The organism is Paraburkholderia bannensis NBRC 103871 (assembly GCF_000685015.1).
Lineage (GTDB): Bacteria > Pseudomonadota > Gammaproteobacteria > Burkholderiales > Burkholderiaceae > Paraburkholderia > Paraburkholderia bannensis.
In genome coordinates this window covers 132,816-156,564 of record NZ_BAYA01000017.1, presented here as the reverse complement: position 1 = coordinate 156,564, position 23,749 = coordinate 132,816, and the positions used below count along the sequence as shown (strand labels likewise).

Below are 23,749 nucleotides of genomic sequence, written 5' to 3'. Positions count from 1 at the left end.
CATGGCTGCATGGACGCCAACGAATCCCGCCGCCAACTCGTGAACATGATCCGCAAAGGATCTGTTTTCGACATCAACCTCGAAAGCGTACCGCCGACGTGTCGCGTTTCCGTGGGCGATCCTGACGACGCCGACAATCCCGGCCTCACGACCAACTGGATTCCCTTTTTCACCGTTCGCGCCGGCACCACCCGCGAATGGAACCCGATCACGAAGGGCGAAAAGGTTGTTCTTTTCTGCCCGATGGGCGACCCCGCGCAGGGCGTCGCGCTGGCCGGCCTGAACGACGAGAACACGCCGCAGCCGAGCACCAGCCCCGACAAGCACATGCGCGTCTATCCCGACGGCGCCGCGATCGAGTATGACCACGCCAAGCACGCGCTGGCCGTGACGCTGCCCGCCGGCGCAACCGTGCTGATCGTCGCACCGGGCGCCGTGAACGTGCAGACCAAAACCGCAACCGTGCAGGCCGACACCATCACGCTCGATGGCGATGCAACCGTCACGAAATCGCTCACCGTGAAAGGCCCGCTTTCTTTCGAAGCCGGCATGACAGGGAAGGGCGGCACCGGCGCCGTCATGAAGATCGACGGCTCGGCCGAACTCACCGGCGACGTGAAGGCCGGAAACATCAGCCTGATCGGCCACACGCACCGCGAACAGGGCGACGGCAATCTCGTGAGCAAGCCGCAATGAAAGGCATGAACGCCATCACGGGCCGCACCATCAGCGGGCTCGATCACCTCTATCAGTCAATCGGGCAAATCCTCTCGACCGCGCTCGCGTCGCGCCTCAAGCGCCGCACGTTCGGTTCGGATATTCCCGACCTCATCGACGCTCCGACGAACAATGAAACGCGCACGCGTCTCTATGCCGCGACTGCGACCGCACTCATGCGCTGGGAACCGCGGCTAACGCTCACGCGCGTCCAGTTTGCGATGGACACGAACGACGCCGGCCAACCCGTGCAATACCTCGATATCGAAGGCTATACGACGGAAGCCGGCGAGCCGGTCAACACGAGCATTAATCTTTCCACGGGGGCCGCATCGTGAGCGCCACGCCGATCGACCTTTCCCAGCTCGCCGCGCCCGATATCGTCGAAACCATCGACTATGAAACGATCCTGGCCACCCGCAAGGCGCGCTTTGTGTCGCTCTATCCGGCCGACGACCAGGCCGAAGTCGCTGCAACGCTAGAACTCGAATCCGAGCCCATTACCAAGACGTTGCAGGAAAACGCCTATCGTGAAGTCGTGCTGCGCCAGCGCGTGAACGACGCGGCGCGCGCGGTCATGCTCGCGTATGCCGGCGGCGGCGATCTGGAACAGCTCGCGGCTTTCTTCGAAATCGAACGCCTGACGATCACGCCGGCCAACCCGGCGACCAACACGCCGGCCGTAATGGAAGAAGACACCGATCTGCGCTATCGCACGCAGCTCGCGCCGCAAAGTATGTCCGTCGCCGGCCCCGAAGGCGCCTACGTCTCGCACGCCCGCAACGCGCACGGCCTCGTGCTCGATGCGTCGGCGACGAGCCCCACGCCGTGTCAGGTTGTCGTGACCGTGCTTTCGCGCAGCGGCAACGGGTCGATCCAGAACGGCGACGGCATTCTCGACGCCGTGCGCGCCGCCCTGACGGCCGACGATGTTCGCCCGCTCACCGACGAAGTGATCGTGCAGGGCGCCCAAATCAACGAATGGAAGGTAGACGCCACGCTCATTTTCTTCGCCGGCCCCGATCGCTCCGTCGCACTCGCGGCCGCACAGAAAGCGATGGCCAAGTACGCGGCCGACATGCACCGGCTCGGCATGGAAATTACGCTTGATGGCGTTTATGCGGCCGCGCGTCAGGCGGGCGTGCAGAAGGTCATTCTTCGCAGTCCGCTCGCGAATATGCCGTCGACGAAGCTCCAGGCGCCGTACTGCACGAGCGTCAACCTGATCGACGGCGGGGTATACACGAATGAGTGACCTTCTCCCGCCGAACGCGACCACGCTAGAGCGCAACCTCGCGACGACGAACGCGGCCATCAGCGATATCGACGTGCCCCTGCGCACGCTCATGAACCCGGACACGATCCGCGCCGATCTGCTGCCGTGGCTCGCATGGCACCTCGGCGTCGATACGTGGAAAGACTACTGGCCCGAGAGCGTCAAGCGTGCCCGCGTCAAGCAGGCCATTCCGATCGCTCGCAAGAAGGGCACAGCGGCGGCCGTGCGTGAAGTCGTCGCGACGTTCGGCGCCAATCTCGTGCTTCGCACATGGTTCGAAAAGACGCCTCGCGGCACGCCTGGCACGTTCGACGTTGTGATGACCGTATCGGGCCGCGACGGCGAGCCGGCGACGGCCGAATACGTCGCCGACATCATCGCGGAAATCGAGCGCACGAAGTCCGTGCGCGATCACTACACATTCACGCAGGGCTATGCCATGCAGGCCCGCGTCGGCGTCGCCTGCGCGGCGCAACCGGCGATCTATCGCCGCCTGACCCTCTCGGATATCTGACATGGCCGGAACCCTCATTACCATATCGGACGCGTTTCGCGCGGCGCTCGTCGCCGCCGGCAACACCGGCACGAACGCGCACAAGGTTGTTTCGATCGGCCTCGCGACGGCCGCTTTCGACGCGACAAACAAGAAGCTCACGAAACTGCCGAACGAGCTGAAGCGCATCACCACGTTCGGCGGCCAGAACATCGCCGCCGATACGATTCATGTGACGCTGCTCGACGACTCGGCCGACCAGTTCAGTCTGTTCGGTTTCGGCTTCTATCTGGAAGACGGCACGCTTGCCGCGTATTACAGCCAGGCGGCCGCGATCATGGAAAAGTCGCCGGCGGCGCAACTGCTGCTGTCCGTCGACACGCAATTCGCCTCGATCGACGCCGCCACGCTTTCTTTCCCGGCCGCCTCTTTCCTCAACCCGCCGGCCAGTGAAACCGTGCAGGGCGTGATCGAGCTGGCCACGCAGGCGGAAACCAACGCTGGCACCGATGACGCTCGCGCCATCACGCCGAAAAAGGCGGCCGCGCGTTTCGCGCCGCAAGTCGCGCCCACGTTTTCCGGCCCCGTGATCGTCAACGGCGATACGACCATCACCGGCATCGCGAAGATCGGCACCCGCGCCCTGTTCGGGCCGATCGCTGACGATAGTTCAACGCGTGTGCAGGTTGATGGAAGCGTGCGCGCGGCGAACTATTTCATCAACGGCCAGGCGGCCGCCGATGCTGGCGTGTTCGGGTTCGGCAACGCGAACGGCCCCGCTGTCGCCGCGTATGGCTCCGCGACGTCAGGCGCTGGCGCGCTCGTGTTGAGGACGGCGGGCAATGAACGCGCTCGCATAAGCGGCGCCGGCCGCGCGCTCTTTGGCACCACCAATGACGATGGTGTAAATCAGGTTCAAATCGCGGGCAACTCCCGAACGTATGGCACACACGTTGCCGGCGCCGCCGGCACAGCGACCGCGTGGGTGTCGTCCGATTCGTCTTTCGGATATTTCCGCACGGCAGGACACGCGACGATCGGCTCGGAAAACGTGAACGGTTTCACCGACATCCTTGCGGGCGGCGCCGCACGCGTGCGCGTGCTGCCCTCGGGGCGCGTGGCGATGGGGCAAACGGCAAACGACGACGGATCAAGCACGCTCCAGGTTGCGGGCAACGGCCGCTTTTCCGGCGAAGTGCAATCCACGGCATCTGTCGCCCAGTTCCGCGCCGTGTTCGGCAACTACGGCACCATGCTGCGCAACGACGGCACGAACGTCTATCTGCTGCAAACAGCAAGCGGCGACCCTTACGGAACATGGAACGCTTACCGGCCGCTCTCGTGGGGGCTGTCGGATGGGGCTGTACGGATTGACCAGACTGGCGCCAGCACGACGTTCGGCGGCGCGGTCATTTTGAGTAATGTCGACGGCTCGGCCAAGCCGCTCGCGATTCGGGCCAATGCGGGGCAACAACGCAACCTCCAATTCCAGACTGGCGACAAGAACCGCTGGCAGCTTATGACCGATTCGCTCGCTGAATCGGGGTCTAACAACGGGTCGGATTTTTATATTCAGGCGTTCACCGATGCCGGCGCATGGTCGTTTAATCCGTTCGTCATCAAGCGCAGCAATGGCCGCGTGATTATCAATAACGGCGTGGACGTCATTGATAAGCTCTCGATCAACCGTTCGAATGGCGAAGGCGAAATTCTGCTCGGCCAGAACGACGGCTATTTCTTCGGCAACGCTAACGAAGCTGGCTGGTACTCGCCCACGAAAGGCAAATGGGCGTGGAATTTCGCTCAAAGCAATCTCATCGTCGGCACCTATCCGGTTTGGCATTCGGGCAACCTGCCGAGCCCGGTACAGACCTCGGGCGCAAATTTCACCGGCAACATTAAAGCCCCGGTCGTCACTGTCGACAATGCCGCAGCCTGGGGCACGCTCTGGTTCAATAACAACGGTAAAGGCCGCTGGACAATCAGCAAGAACGGCGATACCGAACAGGGCGGCAACGCAGGCAGCAACCTGGAAATAAGGGCAATCGCTGACGACGGCACCGGTCAAACGACCGCGCTGTCGATCAACCGTTCGAACGCTATTACGACGTTCGCCAAGCGCCCGATTTTCGGCACCGCGACGCCGTGGGATACCGCGAACCTGTCGCCGCTCGATGTGAACAACGGCGGCACGATGAAGGGCGATGTCTGGTTCGACCCTGGCAAACGGATTTTGCTGAGCGAAGGCAGCCAGGGCGCACCCTCTCTGACGTTCACGAACGACGGCGCACCCGATACCGGCATTTATCACATCGGCGACGGCTCGTTCGGCATTACCTGCAACTCGAATGGGCAAGTGCGGTTCACGCCCGGTCAGACGTATTTCGACACTGCTGTAGCGGGGCCGACGCCGAACGCTGGCGACAATTCGAGCCAGCTTTCGACGACGGCTTTCGTCACGGCCGCGATGCTGAATGCGACTGTCGGGCAAATCGTGTTTGAGCCGCGCACGGCGGCCCGAGCTGGCTATCTGAAGCTGAATGGCGCGGTCGTGAAGCGAACCGATTACCCGGCCTTGTGGGCGTATGCACAGGCAAGCGGCGCACTCGTATCTGATGCGACCTGGGGCAGTGGCAGCCAGGGCTGCTTCTCAAGTGGGGACGGCGCAACCACGTTTCGCATTCCCGAGCTGCGCGGCGAGTTTCTGCGTTGCTGGGATGACAGCCGAGGCGTTGACGGCGGCCGCACGCTTGGATCGTTTCAGGACAGCCAGAACCGTTCTCATGCACACGGCGCCTCGTCGGCAGCCGTGGGCGATCACGCGCACAGCGCATGGACGGACGCGCAGGGCGCGCACGGCCACGGCGGCGGAACCGGCGGCGTCGGCGATCACCAGCACGGCAGCCCATACGCGCAAAACACAGGGATTGGCTCGCCGTGGGGTTTCTGGGATACGTCCAACAACCACGTCGGCATGAAAGACACCGACGGCGACAACTCCTATTACCTCACCAGCCCGGCGGGCGGCCATAACCACTCGATCGCGACTGACGGCTCGCACGGCCATAACGTCGGCGTCGGCAACGCGGGCAGCCACGCCCACACGATCACCGTCAACGCAGACGGCGGCAACGAAACCCGCGTGCGTAACGTCGCCATGCTGGCGATGATCCGCGCGTTCTAAAAGGAAGCACCGTGTATATCCATAACTACGACAACACGACGGGCCAGTACATCAGCACCAATCTGGCCGACGCTGATCCGAAAAATCAGGATCGCTGGCTAGTTCCGGCTTTCTGTACGGATATCCAGCCGCCCGAGCGTGTGCGCAACGAATGGCCGTTCTTTGTCGACGGCGCATGGACGCTCAAGCCCGACTATCGCGGCCAGATGCTTTACCGCACCGAGAACGGCGAACCGGCCGAAATCCTGATGGCTGGCATTGCGCCGGCCGACGCAGGCCTCACCACCATGCCGCGCCCGTCCGATCAATACGTCTGGAGCAATGACGCCTGGGCGCTCGATCCGGTCATTGTCGCAGCGCAGAAGCGTGCGGCGGCCATGAAGGAATTCGAAGCGCTGATCGAAGCGGCACGCGCGGCGAACACGGGCAAATCCGACGCCTACCTCGCTGGGCTGCTCTCGCCGGCGCAAGTCGCTCTATTCAAGGCCTGGGCGAAATACCAGACCGATCTGGTCGACGTGATCGCCTCGGCCAGTTTTCCCGACGATTTCGCCTGGCCGGCGAAGCCTGACGCCGACGCAATCGCGGCACAGGTCGAAGCCGATGCCCGCGCGAAGGCACAGGCAGACGCAGACGCACAGGCAGCGCTGGAAGCCGCGCGCGCACCGCAAGACACCGCCGCCGGCGAGTGATCGAACCAACAAACCAACCTCTGTAAAGGATCTGAAAAATGGCACTGAAAAAAGAAGTCCTCATCGCAGCATGTGGCGCACCGGCAACGATTCACCGCGTCGATTCCGTCACGCTCAACAAGCAGGCCAATAGCACCGTCGCAACCGTTTCGAGCTTCTACAACACGGCCGCGCTATCGCAAGGCCTGCAACCGCTCGCGCAGATGGCGATTCAGCTCGACGGCCTGCCGGCCAAGGGGCAGGACGCCTGGGAATTCGCCGAGACGGCGCTCGTCGCAGCCGCACCGGATGGCACGACCGTTGATGCAGTGATCCAGCAGTACGGCGTCGACCGTCACGTATTCGCCGGCGCCGAAATCCTCGACGTGTAATCGCACGCGCCGGCGCACTGCCGGCGCACCACACAAACACTGATCGGGCGCACTCCCGATTTAACTCACCACTGGAGTTCACCACATGGCGCAGGACTATCACCACGGGGTACGCGTTGACGAAATCAACGAAGGCACGCGCCCGATCCGTTCGGTTTCGACCGCCATCATCGGCGTGGTTTGCACGGCCGAAGATGCCGACGCGGCAACCTTCCCGCTCGACACGCCCGTGCTCATCACGAACGTTGTCGCCGCGCTCGGCAAGGCCGGCACCAAGGGCACGCTTTACAAGACGCTCGACGCCATCGGCAAGCAGACGAAGCCGATCACCGTAGTCGTGCGCGTCGCCGAAGGCGCCGACGCGGCCGCGACCTCGACGAATGTAATCGGCACTGTCACGGTTGATGGCAAATACACCGGCATGAAAGCGCTGCTTACGGCGCAGGCGAAGCTGTCCGTTAAGCCGCGAATCATCGGCGCCCCGTTCCTCGATACGCAGGCCGTCGCCGTGGAGCTGGCCGCGCTCGCGCAATCGCTGCGCGGCTTTACCTATGTGTACGCGAACGGCTGCAAGACGAAGGAAGAAGCGACCACGTACCGCAAGCAATTCAGCCAGCGCGAAGTCATGGTGATCTGGCCGAATTTCCTCGCGTGGGACGAAACGAAGAATGCGAATGTCGAAGTCCCGGCCACGGCCTATGCGCTTGGCCTGCGCGCGAAGATCGACAACGATACGGGCTGGCACAAGACGCTTTCGAACGTCGCCGTGAATGGCGTTGTCGGCATCAGCCAGGACGTTTTCTGGGATTTGCAGAACCCGGCAACCGATGCGGGCTATCTGAATGAAAACGACGTGACGACGCTCATCAACCGCAATGGCTATCGTTTCTGGGGCTCGCGCACCTGCTCGGATGATCCTTTGTTCGCGTTCGAGAACTACACGCGCACCGCGCAGGTGATCGCGGATTCGATCGCCGAGGCGCAAATGCCCGTCGTCGACGGCCCGCTCAATCCGTCGCTGCCGAAAGACATCATCGAAAGCATTAACGGATGGTTCCGCTCGATGACCTCGCAGGGCTATCTGATCGGCGGCGGCTCGTGGTTCGACCCGGAACCCAACGACACCGACACGCTGAAGTCGGGCGAGGCCTATATCGACTATGACTATACGCCCGTGCCCCCGCTCGAAAATCTGATGCTGCGCCAGCGCATCACCGATCGTTACCTGGCTGATTTCGCGTCGCGCGTGAACGCGTAACGCCGGCCATCACAGGAGATAGAACGCATGGCACTGCCGCGCAAACTCAAGAATTTCAACCTGTTCAACAACGGCGAAAGCTATGCCGGCGTCGTTCCCGAACTCACGCTGCCGAAGCTCTCGCGCAAGATGGAGGACTATCAAGCCGGCGGCATGAGTGGCCCGGTCAAGATCGACCAGGGGCAGGAGGCTATCCAGTTCGAATGGACGGCCGGCGGCTTTCTCAAGACGGCGCTCCAGCAGTACGGCGCACTGAAGCATGACGCCGTGATGCTGCGTTTCGCCGGCGCCTATCGCGCCGAAGATGCGACGACGCACGACTCAATCGAAGTCATCGTGCGCGGCCGCCATCAGGAAATTGACATGGGCTCGGCGAAGCTGAAAGACGACACCGCGCACAAGTTCACGACCGTCGCGAGCTATTACAAGCTGTCCGTGAACAACTCGGCGATTATCGAACTCGATTTCGTGAACATGATCGAGATTGTGAACGGCGTCGACCTGCTGCAAGACCTTCGCACGGCCATCGGCCTGTAACCCGGATGCGGCCCCATAGCGGGCCGCCAACGGGCTCGCCCATCCTCACCTATATCCAGACCATGAAAACGAACAACCAAGCCAGCAGCGCCCCGCAATCCGGCTCGCACGCACACAGCATCACCGAAGACGGCGGCCACCGCCACACCGCATGGACGGAAGTGCAGGGCACGCACAGCCACGGCATCACCGACTCCGGCCACGCTCACCAGCTCGAAGCCGCCGGCGCAGCGCAGACCGAAGCGCCGAAAGACCCGAACACGCACACGCTCGATACCCCGATCACGCGCGGCGGCCAGACGATCGACAAGCTCACGCTGCGCAAGCCAAGCGCCGGCGAGCTGCGCGGCGTGTCGCTCGCCGACCTCGTGAATCTCGACGTTTCCGCGCTCTCGAAAGTGCTGCCGCGCATCACCACGCCGACGCTTACCGAATTCGATGTCGCGCAGCTCGACCCTGCCGACCTCGTGCAGCTCGGGGGGATGTTCGCGGGTTTTTTGATGCCGAAGGCCGCGAAAGCGCGCATGGAATCCCTGACCGCGTAGAAGACGCAATGGCCGATATCGCGACTGTTTTCGGGGGATGGACACCCGAACTCATGGGCGAATGGGGCCTGGCTGAATTGATGGACTGGCGCGAGCGGGCGCGCGTGCGCTCGCCATACAGCAACGGAAGCGATAACGACGATGGATAACGCCCTGAAACTTCGCGTGATGTTCGACATGATCGACAACATCACGAAGCCCCTGAAAACAATTCTCGCGGGTAACAAGGGGCTTGCCAGCTCGCTCAAGGAAACGCGGGCCGAGCTGGCCGATATGGGCAAGTCGCAGAAGACCGTCGCCATGTTCCGCGAGCTGCGCGCCGGCGCAGAAACCACCTCGACCAAACTCACCGCGGCGACCGCGCGCGTGCGCGAGCTTACCGGCTCGCTGCGCGCGTTCGGGCCGCCGTCGCAGCAGATGACCGCCGAGCTGGCGAAGGCGAAACAGGCCGCGTCAAACCTGCGAGCCGAACAGAAGCAGCAAAACACCACGCTCGACGAGCTGCGCACGCGCCTGTCGGCCGCCGGCATCGACACGCGCAACCTGTCGCAGCACGAACGCGAGCTGCGCACCAACATCGCCGCCACCACGGCAACGATGAACGCTCAGATGCAACGCCTCGATGCGATCGCCGATCGCGAGAAGCGCGTCGCGAGCGCGCGCAAGAGTATGCAGACCATGCAGGGCGTCGCCGGTAGCATGGCCGTGGCGGGCTATGCCGCGAAATCAACCGGCCAGCATGTTTTTGCTGATCTGCACGAATCCATCGACCAGGCGAAGAAAGTACAGAACGAGCGCGGCCGCATCGGCGCGCTCGGCCTCGGCGACGAAGCCACCAAGGACGCCGAGAAATACGCACGCGCCATGAAGATGATGGGCGTCAGTACGTCCGACAACATGACGTTGATGCGCGATTCAATGTCGATCTTTGCCGACGAGCATCACGCACAAATGGCGATGCCCGTACTCGCAAAAATGAAGTTCGCCAACGAAGCGATGTTCGGCGCCGAGGAAGGGCACGAGAACGAAGAAAAGTTCATGAACATGCTCAAGGTGATCGAGCTGCGCGGCGGCACCAAGGACGAAGGCACGTTCAAGAGCGAAGCGGACAAGGTTCAAAAAGTGCTGTCGGCCACCGGCGGCCGGGTCGGCGGAGACGAGTGGAAAAACTTTATCCAGACCGGCAAGACGGCCGCGAAGCAGATGCGGCAAGACGCGTTCTATTACCAGATGGAACCGCTCATTCAGGAAATGGGCGGCCACGCGGCCGGCACCGGCGTTGCTGCCGCATACAGCAATCTCATGCAGGGCAAGACAACCGTGCGAGCTGCAAAGCGCATGGTCGAACTCGGCCTTGTCGACAAAAAGAACGTGGAGTTCAACAAGATCGGCAACGTGAGCCGCATCAAACCGGGCGCGCTCATCGAAGGCGATCTGTACAAGGCCTCACCGTTCGAATGGATGGAAAAGGTTTTGCTTCCCAAGCTCAAGGCGAAGGGCATCACCGACCAGAGCAAGATTCTCGACGAGTTCGGCACCATCATGACGAACGGCAACGGGGCTAACCTGTTCGCCACCATGTACATGCAGCGCGCCCAGATTCACAAGAGCGAAAAGCTCAATCAGGGCGCGTATGGTATCGACCAGTTGCACTCACTCGCGAGCAAGCAGACCGAAGGCCGCGAGCTGGATGCGATGGCGAAGATGCGCGACTTGCAGCTCGAAATCGGCGAACACGTCGCGCCGCTCTATAACGCCGCGCTCGACAAAATCCGCCTGACGCTCGGCGCGATTATCGACCTCGCGCACAAGCACAGCACGACCGCGAAAATCGTGCTGTCGTTCGTCGCCGCGATCGCCGCCGTGCTCGTGATTCTCGGCACGCTGACGATCGTACTGGCTGGCGTTCTAGGCCCGATGGCCGTCGTCAAATTCAGTATGCAAACGCTCGGGATGAAGGGCGGCTATCTCGCGCGCGGGCTCGGGCTGGCGTCCAGTGCAATGCGCCTGTTCGGCACGGCCGCCATGTGGGCGGGCCGCGCGCTGCTCACTACGCCGATCGGCTGGATCACGCTCGGCATTGCGGCGATCGCGGGCGCGGCTTACCTGATCTATCAGAACTGGCAACCCATCAGCGCTTTCTTTATCGGCGTCTGGAACGAAGTTCGAAGCGCGTTCGATAGTGGCATCAGCGCGATCGGCGCGCTCTTTGTGAACTGGAGCCCGTTCGGGCTGCTGTATCGCGGCGTCGTCGCGGGCCTTGGAATGCTCGGCATCGACCTGCCGGCGCAATTCTCCGACCTCGGCGGCCACCTGATTTCGGGCCTCGTGAACGGCATCACAACCGGCCTGGGCGCCGTGAAGGATGCGATCACGAACGTGGCCAGCTCAACGGTTGGATGGTTCAAGGAAAAGCTCGGCATTCACAGCCCGAGCCGCGTATTCGCCGAGCTGGGCGGGTTCGTTGCGCAAGGCGCAGCGCTAGGCATGGAAGGGGAACAGGGCCGAATCTCGAAAGCGGCCGTCGCAATGGCCACTGTCGCGACGACGGCTTTCGGCGCACCCGACTTCGCGAAGGGCGCGAGCGCGGCAACCGTGCCGCTCATGGCCCCGCGCGCGGCCGCGCCGATGCTCGACCGTTCGGCCCTGCCGCAGAACGAGCGGCCGGCCGTCGTTCCGTTCGTGGGCGATGCGACCAGGGCGCCGGCGCCGCTCGTGCGCCCCAGCACGCCGATCGACACGCGGCCGCCGATCGCCGCAGCGCCAGGCGCCGGCGTGAGCGCGGCCCCGGCCGGCCCGTCGCCAATCATCATCAACATTTACCCGCAGGCCGGCGACGATCCGAAGGCGATCGGCCGCGCCGTCGCCGCCGAGCTGGATCGCCGCGAGCGCTCGAAGCGGGCGCGCGCCGGTTCAAACCTGTCCGACTAAGGAGGAACGCAGATCATGATGATGGCGCTCGATCAATTCGTTTTCAGTCTCCAGACCGCGCCGTATCGCGAGCTGCAACGGCGTCTGAGCTGGAAGCACCGCAAGACCTCGCGCGTCGGCGCGCGCGACGCGAGCCAGTACACCGGCCCCGGCGACGACACGATCACGCTCACGGGGGCGCTCGCGCCCGCCGAGTCGTTCGGCAAAATCTCCGCGATGAAACAGCTATCGGATATGGGCGACCAGGGCGACGCGTACGTACTCGTCGACGGGCTGGGCCAGGTGTACGGCGCCTATGTGATTGAAGGCCTCGACGAGACGCGCCGCAATTTCACGAGCGCGCTGGGCCTGCCGCGTAGCATCGAATTCACGTTGACGCTTTCCCGTGTCGAAGATTCAGCACTGCAAACGCAGGCCTCGAATGAAAAGGTCGTGAAACGATGACCGCATCAGCACTCAACGCCTCGCGGCTCCAGCGCCTGCAACCGCAGGCCGACTATCGTGTGACGCTCGACGGGCGCGACCTCTCGCGCACGATCGCGCCCGACCTCATCAGCATGACGCTTTCGGAGTCGCGCGCCGACCAGGCCGACCAGCTCGACATTACGATCGACGACACGAAGGGCACCTATGCGATACCGAAGCGCGGCGCGCAAATCAAGGTTGCGCTCGGATGGGTCGGCGAAACACTCGTCGACAAGGGGACATTTACCGTTGACGAAGTGGAACACAGCGGGGCGCCTGACATCATCACGATCCGCGCGCGATCGGCCTCGATGACGGAAGCCATGCACGAGCGGCGTGAAGTGAGCTGGCACGCGCAAACCATCGGCGCGATCGTTCGCACCATCGCCGGCCGCCACTCGCTCAAGCCGGCGATCGGCGCCGCGCTGGAAGCTGTCGCGATCGCCCACATCGACCAGACGCACGAAAGCGATATGTCGTTTCTCACGCGGCTCGCGAAGCGATACGACGCCGTGATGAACGTCAAGGATCTGAACCTGCTATTCATGCCAATCGGCACCGGCAAGAGCGCGAGCGGCAAGAACCTTGCGTCGCTCTCGATCACGCGCAGCGATGGCGACCAGCACCGCTACCACGTATCGCAGCGCGAGAGCTATGCGGCCGTGCGCGCGCACTATCATTCGAACGGCAAAGGCAAGCGCAAGTCGATCATCGTGGGCGGCGAGAACAATCACAACGTCAAGGTCTTACCAGAGGACTACGCGACCGAAGCCGAGGCGCGCGCGGCGGCCGAAGCGGAATTCGCGCGCACGCAGCGCAGCCAGGCGACGATGGATTACACACTGGCGCGCGGCCGTGCCGAGATTTTCCCCGAGCTGCCCGTTACGTTTTCCGGCTTCAAACCGGACATTGACGAAATGTCGTGGATCGTCAAAACCGCGAAACATACGCTTGCCGATGGTGGATTCGAAACCGTGCTGGAACTGGAAGTGTTCGACGATCCGACGACCGACAAGCACCGATCACATTTCCGAAAGGGCGGTCAGTAGCGAATCGCGGGTGTTCAGACGAGTTCCCCCAAAAGGCCGCCAATCGCGGCCTTTTTTATTTTCGAATCTAGGAAGCGTTGCGAACGGCTAGTAGTATGCGGGCGGCCCGGTATCGCTCCAGATTCGGCCGGAGCGCCAAGATTTTGGCAGCTCGACGGCCAGCTCGCGCCAGCGAGCCAGCACGGCGGCAAACGTGCCTTCCGTTTTGGCACGGCGAATTTTGTCGACTACGTTCCAGCCGCGAACGTAGTGCGCAAAGCTGCGCTGGCTCGAAAGAAAGTGAGGAGCATGGACGCCGACCCACGCCAGCATTTCAGCTGGAGGAACGTCAGGAGCGTTCGGGTCGGGGTCGATGTTCGCCGTCACAGCCGCGGCGCCAGAATCAGCCTGTTGGATAACCGGCACCGGCTCGGCCGGCGGCTTGGTGAGTAGCCGAAGCAGCTCAATGCGATGCCAGGGGATCGGCGTGCGACCGGCGGCGTAGTTACGGACGGTTCGGGTGCAACAACGAAGAATATCGGCGATACGCGCAATGGAAAGCCCGTCGGAAAGCGCGAGGAAGTCGGAAAGCTCGCCGTGACGGGTTGAAACAGAAGGCATGGGGATTACGGCATGTAAGGCGATGTAAGGAATTGTAATTAATATTACAATTCGTCATACCAATGGCCGGCAACCCAGCTTCAACTAGCTTTTCCGATTTTACATAAGATAAATTATCGCAGTTTTGAAACTGTGCTAAATAGAGATGTCGTACCTGGGCAAAGTACAGATGTCGCGTTTCAGACCTCTGGCACGCTGGTCGGCTCACTGCGCCGCAACCTCACAAACCCAACCTGCAAACCAAACAGCTTCCCAATACTATTCAGCGATTCCACCGTCGGATTACCCGTGCCGCGCTCGATGTCCTGGATCACGCGGCGGCTCACGCCACGATGCGCCGCGAACTCCGCCTGCGTCAGCCCAGTCATTTTGCGCATCGCCTTCATCGCTTCGGCAATGCTCATGTCGCCGCGTTCGATGCGCTCGTAGAATTCCCGGCGTCGGGCATTCTGTTCGTCACGGCTTAGGGGTGCGCGTCGCGGCATGATGAGTCTCAGTATCTTGCGGGAAACCGGTATGCAAAGCCCTAAGCTGCCGGACTTGCGTATCGATGGAAGGCATGAGGAACTGCACGATATCGTGATCGACGCCCTGTGCCGCCATGATGTCGGGCAGGCGTTCGACCTGCGTGGCGAACCTGCCCAGCGCCTCGCCAAGCTGTTGCCGCTCGCCCGCGTTCACCGGCAGCGCGGCCAGCACATCGCCCCATTCGGTCAATTCGACCCGCGTCGCGTCCGGCCGATACCACCTGAGCGTGCGCGGCACCAGTTCAGGATCGAGATACATCGGCGCGAAATCGAACAGCGGCGTGAGCTGCACCCGGCCATCGACCAGCTGCACCGCCGTGTTGCGCGCGTGATTGTCGGTGTTGCGCATGGCCAGGTTGAGCACGTCGCGTTTGATGAATTCGAGCGTTTCGGCGGCCGGGTCGCTCGCCACGCTGCGAATCGCCGCCACGACCTCGAATAGACTCGGGCGCTGATCGAAGCCGCTGAGTCCAAGCAGCGATGCCACGCTTTCCTGATGGAGCCGCTCGATGCGCCCGTCCCGCACGCGCCGGTCAAAGCGCGGAATTAGCAGCACGTCGCCATGCAGGCTGGGCAGTTGCTCGTGAGTGCGAATGCCGATCGCGTCCGCCACCCGCATATAGGCCGCTTCGTTGTGCAGCACCTTGAGATCGGCGGCAGCGCTCCCGCGCGGCAGTTTCGCGATCAGGTGCAGGGTCGCCTGCGCATCCGGCAAGACCGCATCGCCGTGCAGCAATCCGGCGTGGTCGCGCGTGAGCAGATATTTCGGCGCTGCGCCCTGCACGCCTGTCGTGCCGGTGCCCAGCATGCCGTGCAGGTACATCCGCTCCTTGAAATCGACGCTGCGCTCGACCACATCGTCGATCGACATGCCTGGCAGGCCGCGCGCGTCCGGATGCCGACGCACGTGGGCTTCAAAGTAATCGACGGCGTGCGCGACACGGATGCGCCCGATGGGATTGAACGCGCCTGCGCAGAGCAGCGGAAAATCCGCGTCCGGGCCGTCCTGCAGCTTGAGTTCGCCGAGCAGGAAGCGCCGGCCGGCGCCCTGCGGCACGAGGTCGTAGAGGAACGCTGGGAGCGTACGCCCTACCCGGAACTCCGTGTCCACGGGCTCGACGAGCGACAGCGGGTCGTTCGTGTGCTCGACTGCGTACATGACCTGGAAGTCCCACTGGCAGCGACCGTCGCGCACGTCGATCTGGGCGCAGTCGATCCATCGGTCATGCAGGAATATCTGTAGGGTGCATTCCACCGCTCACCTCCTATATGCTTCATAAATGTAGCACATAGAAAGCAACCTTGTCCTATTTGCCTCTTATAAGAGGCATTTCGACATCAAGCGCCAACAATCGTCACTGGCTATCGAAGCCCTTCAAGCCGGCCCAGGAAGCAAAAAAGGGGGCTTTCGCCCCCCTGCTTTAGCCCTTCGCAAACTTGCGGCAATCACCGCATTTTCGCGACCTTTTCCGGCGTGACCGTCGCCGACGGATTACCAAATTGCGTCGTGACAAAATTGACGAGCGTCGCAACTTCGCTGTCGCTCAACTCGCCGGCAAAAGCGGGCATCGACATATGACCGTTGTTGGTCTGGCGGCTCACGCCGTGCAGCACGACCATGGTGAGATTGTCGGCGTTCGATGCGCCCACGCTGGTGTTATGCAGCAGCGAAGGATACGCACCCGCGTCCTTGCCGCCTACGCCATTGCCCTGCCAGCCGTGGCAGCTTGCGCAATTGGCGTTGAACAGCGTGCGGCCATCGGCGGCCCCGCCTGCCCCCAGCACGGTCAGCGGCTGGTTGCGCAGCGCCGTGACCGTTTCGATCGGCGAACCCCAACCGAAGCGCGGCTTGTCCGCGCCGTTCGCACCATTGTCCTGGGCAGGCACCGTGCGCAGGTACGTCGCCATCGCCCTCAGGTCTTGATCCGAGAGAAAGCGCGTGCTGTTCTCCACCACTTCGGCCATCGGGCCTGCCGCGTTCGCCACACCCGGCGCGGCGCCGTCGCGCAGGTAGGCAATCAGTTCGGCCTCGCTCCAGCCGCCGATGCCCGCGACCGGATCGGGCGTGATGTTATAGGCACTCCAGTTGCCGAGTTGCGCGCCCGCGAGCGACTTGCTCGACAGGCCCTGCATGAAGTTACGCGGCGTATGGCACTCCTGGCAGTGCGCGAGCGCACCGACGAGATACGCGCCGCGATTCCATTCCGCGCTTTTCGCCGGATCAGGCTGGAAGCGGCCCGAATCGAAATTGAAGAGATTCCAGAACACCATCGCCCAGCGCTGGTTGAACGGGAAACCCAGCGTATTCGCAGGCGCCGCCTTCGCCACCGGCGCAATCGTGCGCAGGTACGCTCGAATCGCGAGGATGTCGTCGTCGGTGAGTTGCGTATAGGACGTATAGGGCATGGCCGGATAAAGACGCTTGCCGTCCTTCGACTTGCCTTCACGCACCGCGCCGATAAAGTCCGCGTCGCTCAGGTTGCCGATGCCATAGGTTTTATCGGGCGTAATGTTGGTCGAATAGATCGTGCCGAAAGGCAGGTTGAACGGCACGCCGCCCGCGTAAGGCTGTGCTTTATTCGACGTATGGCAGGCAATGCAGTCCGCCGCGCGCGCGAGATATTCGCCGCGTTTGACGAGCGCGGCTGCGTCGGCGGATTGGGTCACGTTGGCAGCATGTGCGAACGTGCCGGAGAAAATCGCGCTCAACACCAGCGCGCTTGCAGGCAGCCATTTTCGCAGCGCGCCCAGACGCTGATGGGTGGTGTTCTTGTTTGCAGGGATCATCGCGGCTGCCTCAAGCATGTTTCATTTCGTCGATCAGCTTGTCGGCAAGACGCATCGACAGCGCGCACAGCGTGAGCGTGCAATTGACCGTGCCCGCACTCGCCATCGTGCCGCTCGACGCGATGAAGAGGTTCTCGTGATCGTGCGAACGCAAGTCCTTGTCGACGACCGAATCGCGCGGGTCGTCGCCCATGATGAGCGTGCCCATGATGTGATTGTTATTGAAGTACGAATCGTCGAAACGCACTTCGGTGCCGCCAAACAGGTTCGCGATATGGGCGTAATGGCCGCGCGCGACCTTCGCCGCCCGGTTGATGTAATCGTCGATGCGGTAATGCACTTCGGGACGCGCGATGCCCAGTTTGTCCTTGAATTCCGTGCTCGCCGTAATGCGGTTTTCCGGGTCGGGCAGGATATCGAAGAAGCTGTTCACCACGACCCAGCGCGACGCGTATTCACGAATCTTTTCGTCGAGTTCCGCGCCGTACACGCCCTTCGAAATCAGGTAATCGGTCACGGCGCGCATCGGCGAATAATTGCCGACGTTGAGTTTCATCGCCGAATATTCCGAGCGGAATGCGCCGTCGCGCAGGTTGTTGATGCACGAAAGACGCATCGGGCCACGGCCCGGCCACATCGGTTCGGCGGACAGGAACGTGACCGTCGTGCCCGGATGATCCATCAGGTTGCGGCCCACCTGGTCCGAGCTGTTGCCAATCCCGTTCTGGAACTTGTCGCTCTTCGAGATCAGCATGAGCTTGGGCGTCTCGATGGCGTTCGAGGCCAGCACGAAGATCTTGCCGGTCACGCGATGCGAGTTGCCGTCTGGATCCTTGTAGTGAACGGCGACGATGCGTGCGTGCTCGTCATGCTCGATGCGATAGACCACGGCGTTGGGCAGCAGCCGCGCCTTCGCGGCCTCGGCTTTGCGGATCGCGGTTTCGCCCGTGTATTGCGCTTCGATCGGGCAGATCGGCATGCAATTACTGTTGCCGCAGCACGCCGGGCGGCCATCGAACGGCGCGGTATTGCGCGCGGCCGGTTCGGTCACGTGCTTGTAGCCCGCTTTTTCCACGACGTCCTTGAACTTCTGGTCGAAGTCCGAGAGCGGCAGCGGCGGATGCGGATAAGGTTTCGAGCGCGGCGAGCCGAGGTCTTCGGGGCCACCCACGCCCATTTCGACTTCGGCCTCGTAGTAGTAAGGCTCAAGATCGTCATAGCTGATGGGCCAGTCGCGGCCCACGCCATACAGCGTCTTCAGCTTCATGTCGTTGGGCAGCAGGCGCCACGATTGCGCAGACCAGTGCCACGTCGTGCCGCCCACCATGCGCAGATAACCCGCCTTGTACTGCTCCGGCCCGCGCTGCACGAGATAGTCGTTGCTGGTGGGCGAATACTGCGGATGCGGCGCGTGCTCCGTGGGCGGATACGGCGACTGGAAATCCGACTTAAATGGACTATTCCGGTAATTTTCGACGATGCGCCAGCGCTCGATGCGCGGGCCTGCTTCGAGCATGAGGACGTCGATGCCCGCCTTGGCGAGCTTCTGCGCGATCTGGCCGGACGCGATACCGGCGCCGACGATCACGACGTCGGCGGATTGATTCGTTGCCATGGAAATACGGGGATCAGGAGTGGGACAGCACTGGGGGCTTGGCCCAGTAACCAGGCACGCCGCGCGCGTAGCTCGGCATCACGATGACGTCCGAGATCGGCGGATACATGAGCGCCTGTTCGTATGCGACGGTGCGGGCGTTCTTGCCCGTGCCGACCACGCCCAGGTACCACGCCGTCACGACTTTCTTCGGGAGCTTCGCCAGCGCCGGCTGCGAGGCGTCCAGCACCGATTGCAGCGTATTTACAGGGGTATTCGTGCGCGCGACGAAGTCATTGAGCTGCGCGACCGTGGCGACTGCGCTGGCGTCGTCGCCGCGCAGCCCGGCAAGAATCGCCCGGCCGATTTCGACGTCGAGCGACGTCTTTCCGGTCAGGTACTGCGAAAGCTTCATGAAAGCGGAGAAGTCCGCATCGGCACTCGCGGCCGCGGCCTGCGCATGCGCGCGACCGAGTGCGCCGAGGCCCGTCACGCTGAGCGTCGCGAGCACCGAAGTACCGATGAGGAACTGCCGCCGCGAGGGCGCGAACGGCGAAGACGGTGGTTGTTGTGAGGACGTCATGTCGTTTCCAGTTTCGTCCCACCGGGCGCGCTGCGAGACGGCCGCCGGATCGGCAAACTGTGTACTAACTGGTTAAAAACCACGCGAGTGTACTCGATGCGACGAATCGGCGCAGCACCGCGCTCAAGAAGAGATTAGTTCACAACTGGAAAAGTGCCAAAGCACGTCCCGCGACGTGTCACATCACGCCGGATCGAAGCCGAACAGCCGGCGCGGCGTGTCCCATTGAATCTGCCGCCGAATAGCCGGATCCGGCACGATCGCTTCGAACAGCGTCAGCAGTGGGCCGTAGTCGAGCCGCTCCGGTGCGCGCAGGAACGGCCAGTCCGAACCCCAGACGCACTGCTGCGGCCCAAATGCCCGCAGCAGCGCGTGCGCGTAAGGCCAGGTGTCCTCATAAGGATGCGCGTTACGCGAATACTTCTGCCAGCCCGACAGCTTCACGCTCGCCCGGCCACTTTCCGCGAGCCGCAGCAGCGCGTCGAAACCGGCCTGGCCGATCCCGGCCTCGCTGTGCGGACGCCCGCAATGGTCGATCACAAGTTGCCCCGGCTGCTGCGCGAGCCACGGCCCCAGCGCGCCCATCTGGTCGCCCTCCACCTGCACCTGGGCGATCATGCCCAGATCGGCCAGCAAGGCAAACAGCGGCGCGGCGCGCGTCACGAGATCGAGGCCCTCCATCGCGGGATTGAACGCGACGCCGACCACACCCGCGCGGCGCAACGCAGCGAGTTCGCCGCGCGAGATATCGCTTTCCACCACGGCGATGCCGCGAAAGCGCCCCTCCCACGATTCGAGCGTGTCGATCAGGCAGCGATTGTCGGTGCGGTAGCCGCTCGTCGGGCCAACGAGCAGCGCGTGGCGCACGCCATAGGCGTCCATGACGCGCACGAATTGCGCCGGTGTGCCGACCTCCTGTTGCGCGGGCCGATACGCCGTATCGTCGCGATACGGGAAGCGCACGGGATCGAACACATGGCAATGGCAGTCGATCTTGTCGTCGTCGAATACGGACATGTTGCGGGGTTCCTTTTCAGACATGTGCAGTGGCTGCAGTGAGGCATGCGCGCTCCACGACGCGTCGCGCGCCGCGATACGCGAGTTCCATACGCGCCTGCACCGGCAGCGATGGCATCGGCATCTCCACGCTCAGCGCAGCTTCGCGCGGCAACGCCCGCAGCAGCGCGTCAAGCGGCAACGCGCCGTCGCCTGGCGCGAGCCGCGCCGTACGCGCTTCGTGAATTGCTTCCTCGTCACTGACGGGCAAGCACGCAGGCGCGTCGCAAAGCTGGACGAGACCAATCGCGCCCGGCGGCAACGCGGCGACATCGTCGGGCGTACTGCCCGCGCGCGACAGATGCAACGCATCGATCACCAGCGCAAGATTCAGCTGCGCCGCGCGCCCGATCGCCGCGCGCGCCTGCGCGAGCGTGCCCACGTGCCGCCAGCGCATGAACTCCAGGTCGATGCGCAGGCCGAACGGAGTAGCGAGCATAGCGAGCGCGGCGAGGTTGGCGGCGAGCCGCGCTTCGTCGGGATCGTCACCCGACACGCTCACGCTCGCGGCCCCCAGCGCCGCCGCCGTTTCGAACAGCGGCAACACGCTATGCGGGTCGAGATCGGGCACGATGGGCACGAATTCGACGTCGAGCAGCGCAACGCCTTCTCCGCCGAGCACGTCGCGCAACTCCCGTTGCGCCGCGCTGCCCGCAGCGACCGGATAAGCGACGCCGCCGGGCGTGGCCGGATGCAGCCGCAGCCCCACACCGTTGAAACCGGCCTTCGCCGCAAGCCGCACCCACTCCACGGGCGCACATTCGAGCGCAGTCAGATGCGCAACGGCAAGCGAACGCGCAACGCCATCATGTGGCTTTACCACGTGGCTCTCCCGCCCGTGAGGTCGAAGGTAAAGCCGGTGGTGAAGCTGCATGCGGGACTCACGACCCAGCTCACCATGCGCCCTACTTCCTCGATCTGCAGGAATCGGCCCATCGGAATCTTGGCCTTGCTCGCCACGATGTGCTCGTCCGACATTTCTCGAAACAGTTCGGTTTCGACCATCGCGGGCGCGACGCAATTGATCAGCACGTTGTCCTTCGCAAGCTCCTTCGCTGCGGACTTCGTGAACGCGATCACCCCCGCCTTCGCCGCCGAATAGGCGGAAATGAACTGCACGCCTTCCTTGCCCGCAATCGACGCCACGTTCAGGATGCGTCCGCCGCCGCGCTCGCGCATATGCGGGACGGCCACGCGGCAGGTATAGAACACGCTGTTCAGGTCGACCGCCAGCACCTGCTGCCAGGTGTCGACGGGATATTCCCAGCTCGGCATGACCGGCCCGTTGATGCCGGCATTGTTGACGAGAATATCGACGTGCCCCAGCGCTGCGATGGTCGATTCGAAGGCGCGTTCAACTGCCTGGTAGTTCGAAACATCGACGGATTCCAGGTGGTCGGGCTTGAATCCCAGATGCTTCTCATCGCAGGCGGCGGTGTCGAGATCCCAGACCACGACGCGTGCGCCGTCCGCTTTGAGCTGCCGTGCGATGCCGAGGCCAATGCCGCGTGCGGCGCCGGTGACAATGGCGATCTGGCCGTCGAGAGTGTGGCTCATGACAAACTTTTCCTTTGAATTTCAGGGGTTTCAGCTAAGGGAAGAATCGGCATTCGCGAGGACGATGCGCCTGATATCGCCGACCACGAACAGATAAGAGAGCGCGCCCATCAGCGTGACCGCCGAAATGAAGGCCAGCGCATACACGAACGAACCGGTCGCGTTGACGATCAGCCCGATCACGAGCGGCGTAACGATCCCGGCGGCGTTCGCGAACAGGTTGAAGATGCCGCCGCTCAAGCCGAGCAGGCCCTTGGGCGCGATATCGGAAACAATCCCCCACGCCAGCGCCGACATGCCTTGTGCGAAGTACGCGACACACAGAATGGCGATCACGGCGGCAATCGAATCGACATAGTTCGCGAGCGCAATGGTCGCCGCCATCAGCAGCCCGGCAATCACTGGCAGCTTGCGCGCCCAGTTCAGCGAGACGCCGCGGCGCAGCATGGCGTCGGAGATCCAGCCGCCCGAGAGCGTGCCCACGGATGCCGCGATAAACGGCAGCACAGCGACGATGCCCACCTTGAGCCACGGCATATGGCGCTCGGTCACGAGATAGGTCGGGAACCACGTCAGGAAAAACACGTTGGTCGAATTGCAGGCGAACTGGCCGATGCAGATGCCGAACATGCTGCGGTGACGCAGCAGCGCGCCGACATCCGACCAGCGAAAGCGCGTGGCCTGCTGGCTGCCGTCGACCACGCCGCCACCGCTCGCGATATGGTCGAGCTCGGCGCGATTGGCGCGCTTCGACTCGTGCGGCTCGTGAAAGCGCATCAGCCACACGACGCCGAAGGCCACGCCCACGGCGCCCACCATGCCGAACAGCGCGCGCCATCCGTAGCGCTGCTCCAGCCAGAACAGCAACGGGCTGAGGAACGCCAGGCCTACGTATTCGGCGAAGGTGTAGACGCCCGTGGCGCGCGCACGCTCGCTCTGCGGGAACCAGATCGCCACGACGCGGCTGTTGGTCGGGAAGCACGGCGCTTCGGCCGCGCCGATCAGCAGGCGCATGACGAGCAACGAAACAAAGCCCGTCGCCAGTCCTTGCAGTCCTGTGAAGAACGACCACAAGGTCAGCGCGAAGAAATACGTCCAGCGCGTGCCCACGCGGTCGAGCAGCAGGCCGCCCGGAATCTGCGAAGCGGTGTACGTCCACGAAAAGGCCGAGAAAATCACGCCCATCAGCGCGGGCGTCAGCCCCAGGTCGTGGCTCATCGCAGGCGCGGCGATGCCGGCGACGCTGCGGTCGAGATAGTTGATCATGGTGCCGCCCGCGAGCAGCGCGAGAATGCCGAATCGCGCGCGGGTGCGTGCCGTGGCCGTTGCGCCCGCATCGATAGGGCCAATGCCGTGGCCGACACTTTGGCCGGCACTTTGGGCAACTGCCGCCCGGGAAGTCTGGACTGGGTTCATCGCGTCTCCATCGTTGTTTTGCGCGCGCCGCCGGGTTCAAAGCCCCTTTATGACTGGCGCATGCCTCGATGGAAATACTAGGGAAGTGCCGCAAGGCTGTCGTATGCCGAG

General features: G+C 63.2%; 24 protein-coding genes. 14 read left to right on the top strand and 10 right to left on the bottom strand.

Annotation, left to right across the window (positions count from 1 at the left end):
* The first annotated feature begins 9 nt into the window (after positions 1-9).
* The 14 genes from BBA01S_RS25080 to BBA01S_RS25015 all read left to right on the top strand — a co-directional run bounded on the left by BBA01S_RS25080 (position 10) and on the right by BBA01S_RS25015 (position 13,518).
* Complete coding sequence (locus BBA01S_RS25080; RefSeq protein ID WP_027818843.1) at positions 10-696, top strand: phage baseplate assembly protein V; 687 nt, start codon at positions 10-12, stop codon at positions 694-696.
* Positions 693-1,055 carry a GPW/gp25 family protein gene (locus tag BBA01S_RS25075; RefSeq protein ID WP_027818842.1) on the top strand — a complete coding sequence of 121 codons (363 nt, stop codon included), beginning with the start codon at positions 693-695 and terminating at the stop codon, positions 1,053-1,055. Before BBA01S_RS25080 ends, BBA01S_RS25075 begins: the two co-directional genes overlap by 4 nt.
* A complete protein-coding gene (locus BBA01S_RS25070; protein WP_027818841.1) occupies positions 1,052-1,972 on the top strand; it encodes a baseplate J/gp47 family protein in 921 nt (306 codons plus the stop codon). Before BBA01S_RS25075 ends, BBA01S_RS25070 begins: the two co-directional genes overlap by 4 nt.
* Positions 1,965-2,507, top strand: coding sequence for a phage tail protein I (locus BBA01S_RS25065; protein ID WP_027818840.1), 543 nt, complete (start codon positions 1,965-1,967; stop codon positions 2,505-2,507). The genes BBA01S_RS25070 and BBA01S_RS25065 overlap by 8 nt, the downstream gene beginning before the upstream one ends.
* Position 2,508: 1 nt before the next feature.
* The gene (locus BBA01S_RS45285; RefSeq protein WP_052391880.1) at positions 2,509-5,670 is read left to right on the top strand and encodes a phage tail protein; all 3,162 of its coding nucleotides are present in this window, start codon (positions 2,509-2,511) and stop codon (positions 5,668-5,670) included.
* A gap of 11 nt (positions 5,671-5,681) precedes the next feature.
* Complete coding sequence (locus tag BBA01S_RS42690) at positions 5,682-6,362, top strand: tail fiber assembly protein (protein ID WP_042297856.1); 681 nt, start codon at positions 5,682-5,684, stop codon at positions 6,360-6,362.
* Between the two features lie 38 nt (positions 6,363-6,400).
* Positions 6,401-6,733: a hypothetical protein gene (locus tag BBA01S_RS25050; RefSeq protein WP_027818839.1), complete on the top strand. Its 333-nt coding sequence runs from the start codon at positions 6,401-6,403 to the stop codon at positions 6,731-6,733.
* 85 nt (positions 6,734-6,818) lie between these two features.
* Positions 6,819-7,991: a phage tail sheath protein gene (locus tag BBA01S_RS25045; RefSeq protein ID WP_027818838.1), complete on the top strand. Its 1,173-nt coding sequence runs from the start codon at positions 6,819-6,821 to the stop codon at positions 7,989-7,991.
* 27 nt (positions 7,992-8,018) lie between these two features.
* The gene (locus BBA01S_RS25040) at positions 8,019-8,528 is read left to right on the top strand and encodes a phage major tail tube protein (protein WP_027818837.1); all 510 of its coding nucleotides are present in this window, start codon (positions 8,019-8,021) and stop codon (positions 8,526-8,528) included.
* Positions 8,529-8,713: 185 nt separating this feature from the next.
* Positions 8,714-9,073, top strand: a complete 360-nt coding sequence (locus BBA01S_RS25035) for a phage tail assembly protein (RefSeq protein WP_027818836.1) — start codon at positions 8,714-8,716, stop codon at positions 9,071-9,073.
* A gap of 8 nt (positions 9,074-9,081) precedes the next feature.
* The gene (locus tag BBA01S_RS46090; protein ID WP_042297855.1) at positions 9,082-9,222 is read left to right on the top strand and encodes a GpE family phage tail protein; all 141 of its coding nucleotides are present in this window, start codon (positions 9,082-9,084) and stop codon (positions 9,220-9,222) included.
* Entirely contained in the window at positions 9,215-12,004 is a 2,790-nt protein-coding gene (locus BBA01S_RS25025; RefSeq protein ID WP_027818835.1) for a phage tail tape measure protein, read from the top strand. Before BBA01S_RS46090 ends, BBA01S_RS25025 begins: the two co-directional genes overlap by 8 nt.
* Positions 12,005-12,019: 15 nt before the next feature.
* The gene (locus BBA01S_RS25020) at positions 12,020-12,448 is read left to right on the top strand and encodes a phage tail protein (RefSeq protein WP_027818834.1); all 429 of its coding nucleotides are present in this window, start codon (positions 12,020-12,022) and stop codon (positions 12,446-12,448) included.
* Complete coding sequence (locus BBA01S_RS25015) at positions 12,445-13,518, top strand: phage late control D family protein (protein WP_027818833.1); 1,074 nt, start codon at positions 12,445-12,447, stop codon at positions 13,516-13,518. The genes BBA01S_RS25020 and BBA01S_RS25015 overlap by 4 nt, the downstream gene beginning before the upstream one ends.
* A gap of 87 nt (positions 13,519-13,605) precedes the next feature.
* Here BBA01S_RS25015 and BBA01S_RS25010 read toward each other — a convergent pair whose 3' ends face one another.
* The 10 genes from BBA01S_RS25010 to BBA01S_RS24965 all read right to left on the bottom strand — a co-directional run bounded on the left by BBA01S_RS25010 (position 13,606) and on the right by BBA01S_RS24965 (position 23,638).
* Complete coding sequence (locus BBA01S_RS25010; RefSeq protein WP_027818832.1) at positions 13,606-14,118, bottom strand: hypothetical protein; 513 nt, start codon at positions 14,116-14,118, stop codon at positions 13,606-13,608.
* Positions 14,119-14,297: 179 nt separating this feature from the next.
* Positions 14,298-14,522 (bottom strand): helix-turn-helix domain-containing protein, encoded by a 225-nt coding sequence (locus BBA01S_RS25005; RefSeq protein ID WP_245641577.1) that lies wholly within the window; start codon positions 14,520-14,522, stop codon positions 14,298-14,300.
* Positions 14,523-14,574: 52 nt separating this feature from the next.
* Positions 14,575-15,900, bottom strand: a complete 1,326-nt coding sequence (locus BBA01S_RS42680; protein WP_245641576.1) for a type II toxin-antitoxin system HipA family toxin — start codon at positions 15,898-15,900, stop codon at positions 14,575-14,577.
* A gap of 191 nt (positions 15,901-16,091) precedes the next feature.
* Positions 16,092-17,450 carry a c-type cytochrome gene (locus BBA01S_RS42675; protein ID WP_218004254.1) on the bottom strand — a complete coding sequence of 453 codons (1,359 nt, stop codon included), beginning with the start codon at positions 17,448-17,450 and terminating at the stop codon, positions 16,092-16,094.
* Complete coding sequence (locus tag BBA01S_RS24990; protein ID WP_027818830.1) at positions 17,443-19,047, bottom strand: GMC family oxidoreductase; 1,605 nt, start codon at positions 19,045-19,047, stop codon at positions 17,443-17,445. The genes BBA01S_RS42675 and BBA01S_RS24990 overlap by 8 nt, the downstream gene beginning before the upstream one ends.
* Before the next feature lie 13 nt (positions 19,048-19,060).
* Positions 19,061-19,609 carry a sugar dehydrogenase complex small subunit gene (locus BBA01S_RS24985; protein ID WP_027818829.1) on the bottom strand — a complete coding sequence of 183 codons (549 nt, stop codon included), beginning with the start codon at positions 19,607-19,609 and terminating at the stop codon, positions 19,061-19,063.
* A gap of 183 nt (positions 19,610-19,792) precedes the next feature.
* Entirely contained in the window at positions 19,793-20,626 is an 834-nt protein-coding gene (locus tag BBA01S_RS24980) for an amidohydrolase family protein (RefSeq protein WP_027818828.1), read from the bottom strand.
* Between the two features lie 16 nt (positions 20,627-20,642).
* Positions 20,643-21,488 carry a sugar phosphate isomerase/epimerase family protein gene (locus BBA01S_RS42670; protein WP_042297854.1) on the bottom strand — a complete coding sequence of 282 codons (846 nt, stop codon included), beginning with the start codon at positions 21,486-21,488 and terminating at the stop codon, positions 20,643-20,645.
* Entirely contained in the window at positions 21,482-22,222 is a 741-nt protein-coding gene (locus BBA01S_RS24970) for an SDR family NAD(P)-dependent oxidoreductase (RefSeq protein ID WP_027818827.1), read from the bottom strand. The genes BBA01S_RS42670 and BBA01S_RS24970 overlap by 7 nt, the downstream gene beginning before the upstream one ends.
* 30 nt (positions 22,223-22,252) lie before the next feature.
* On the bottom strand, positions 22,253-23,638 hold the full coding sequence (locus tag BBA01S_RS24965; RefSeq protein ID WP_084162524.1) for an MFS transporter: 1,386 nt from the start codon (positions 23,636-23,638) through the stop codon (positions 22,253-22,255).
* Between the last annotated feature and the right edge of the window lie 111 nt (positions 23,639-23,749).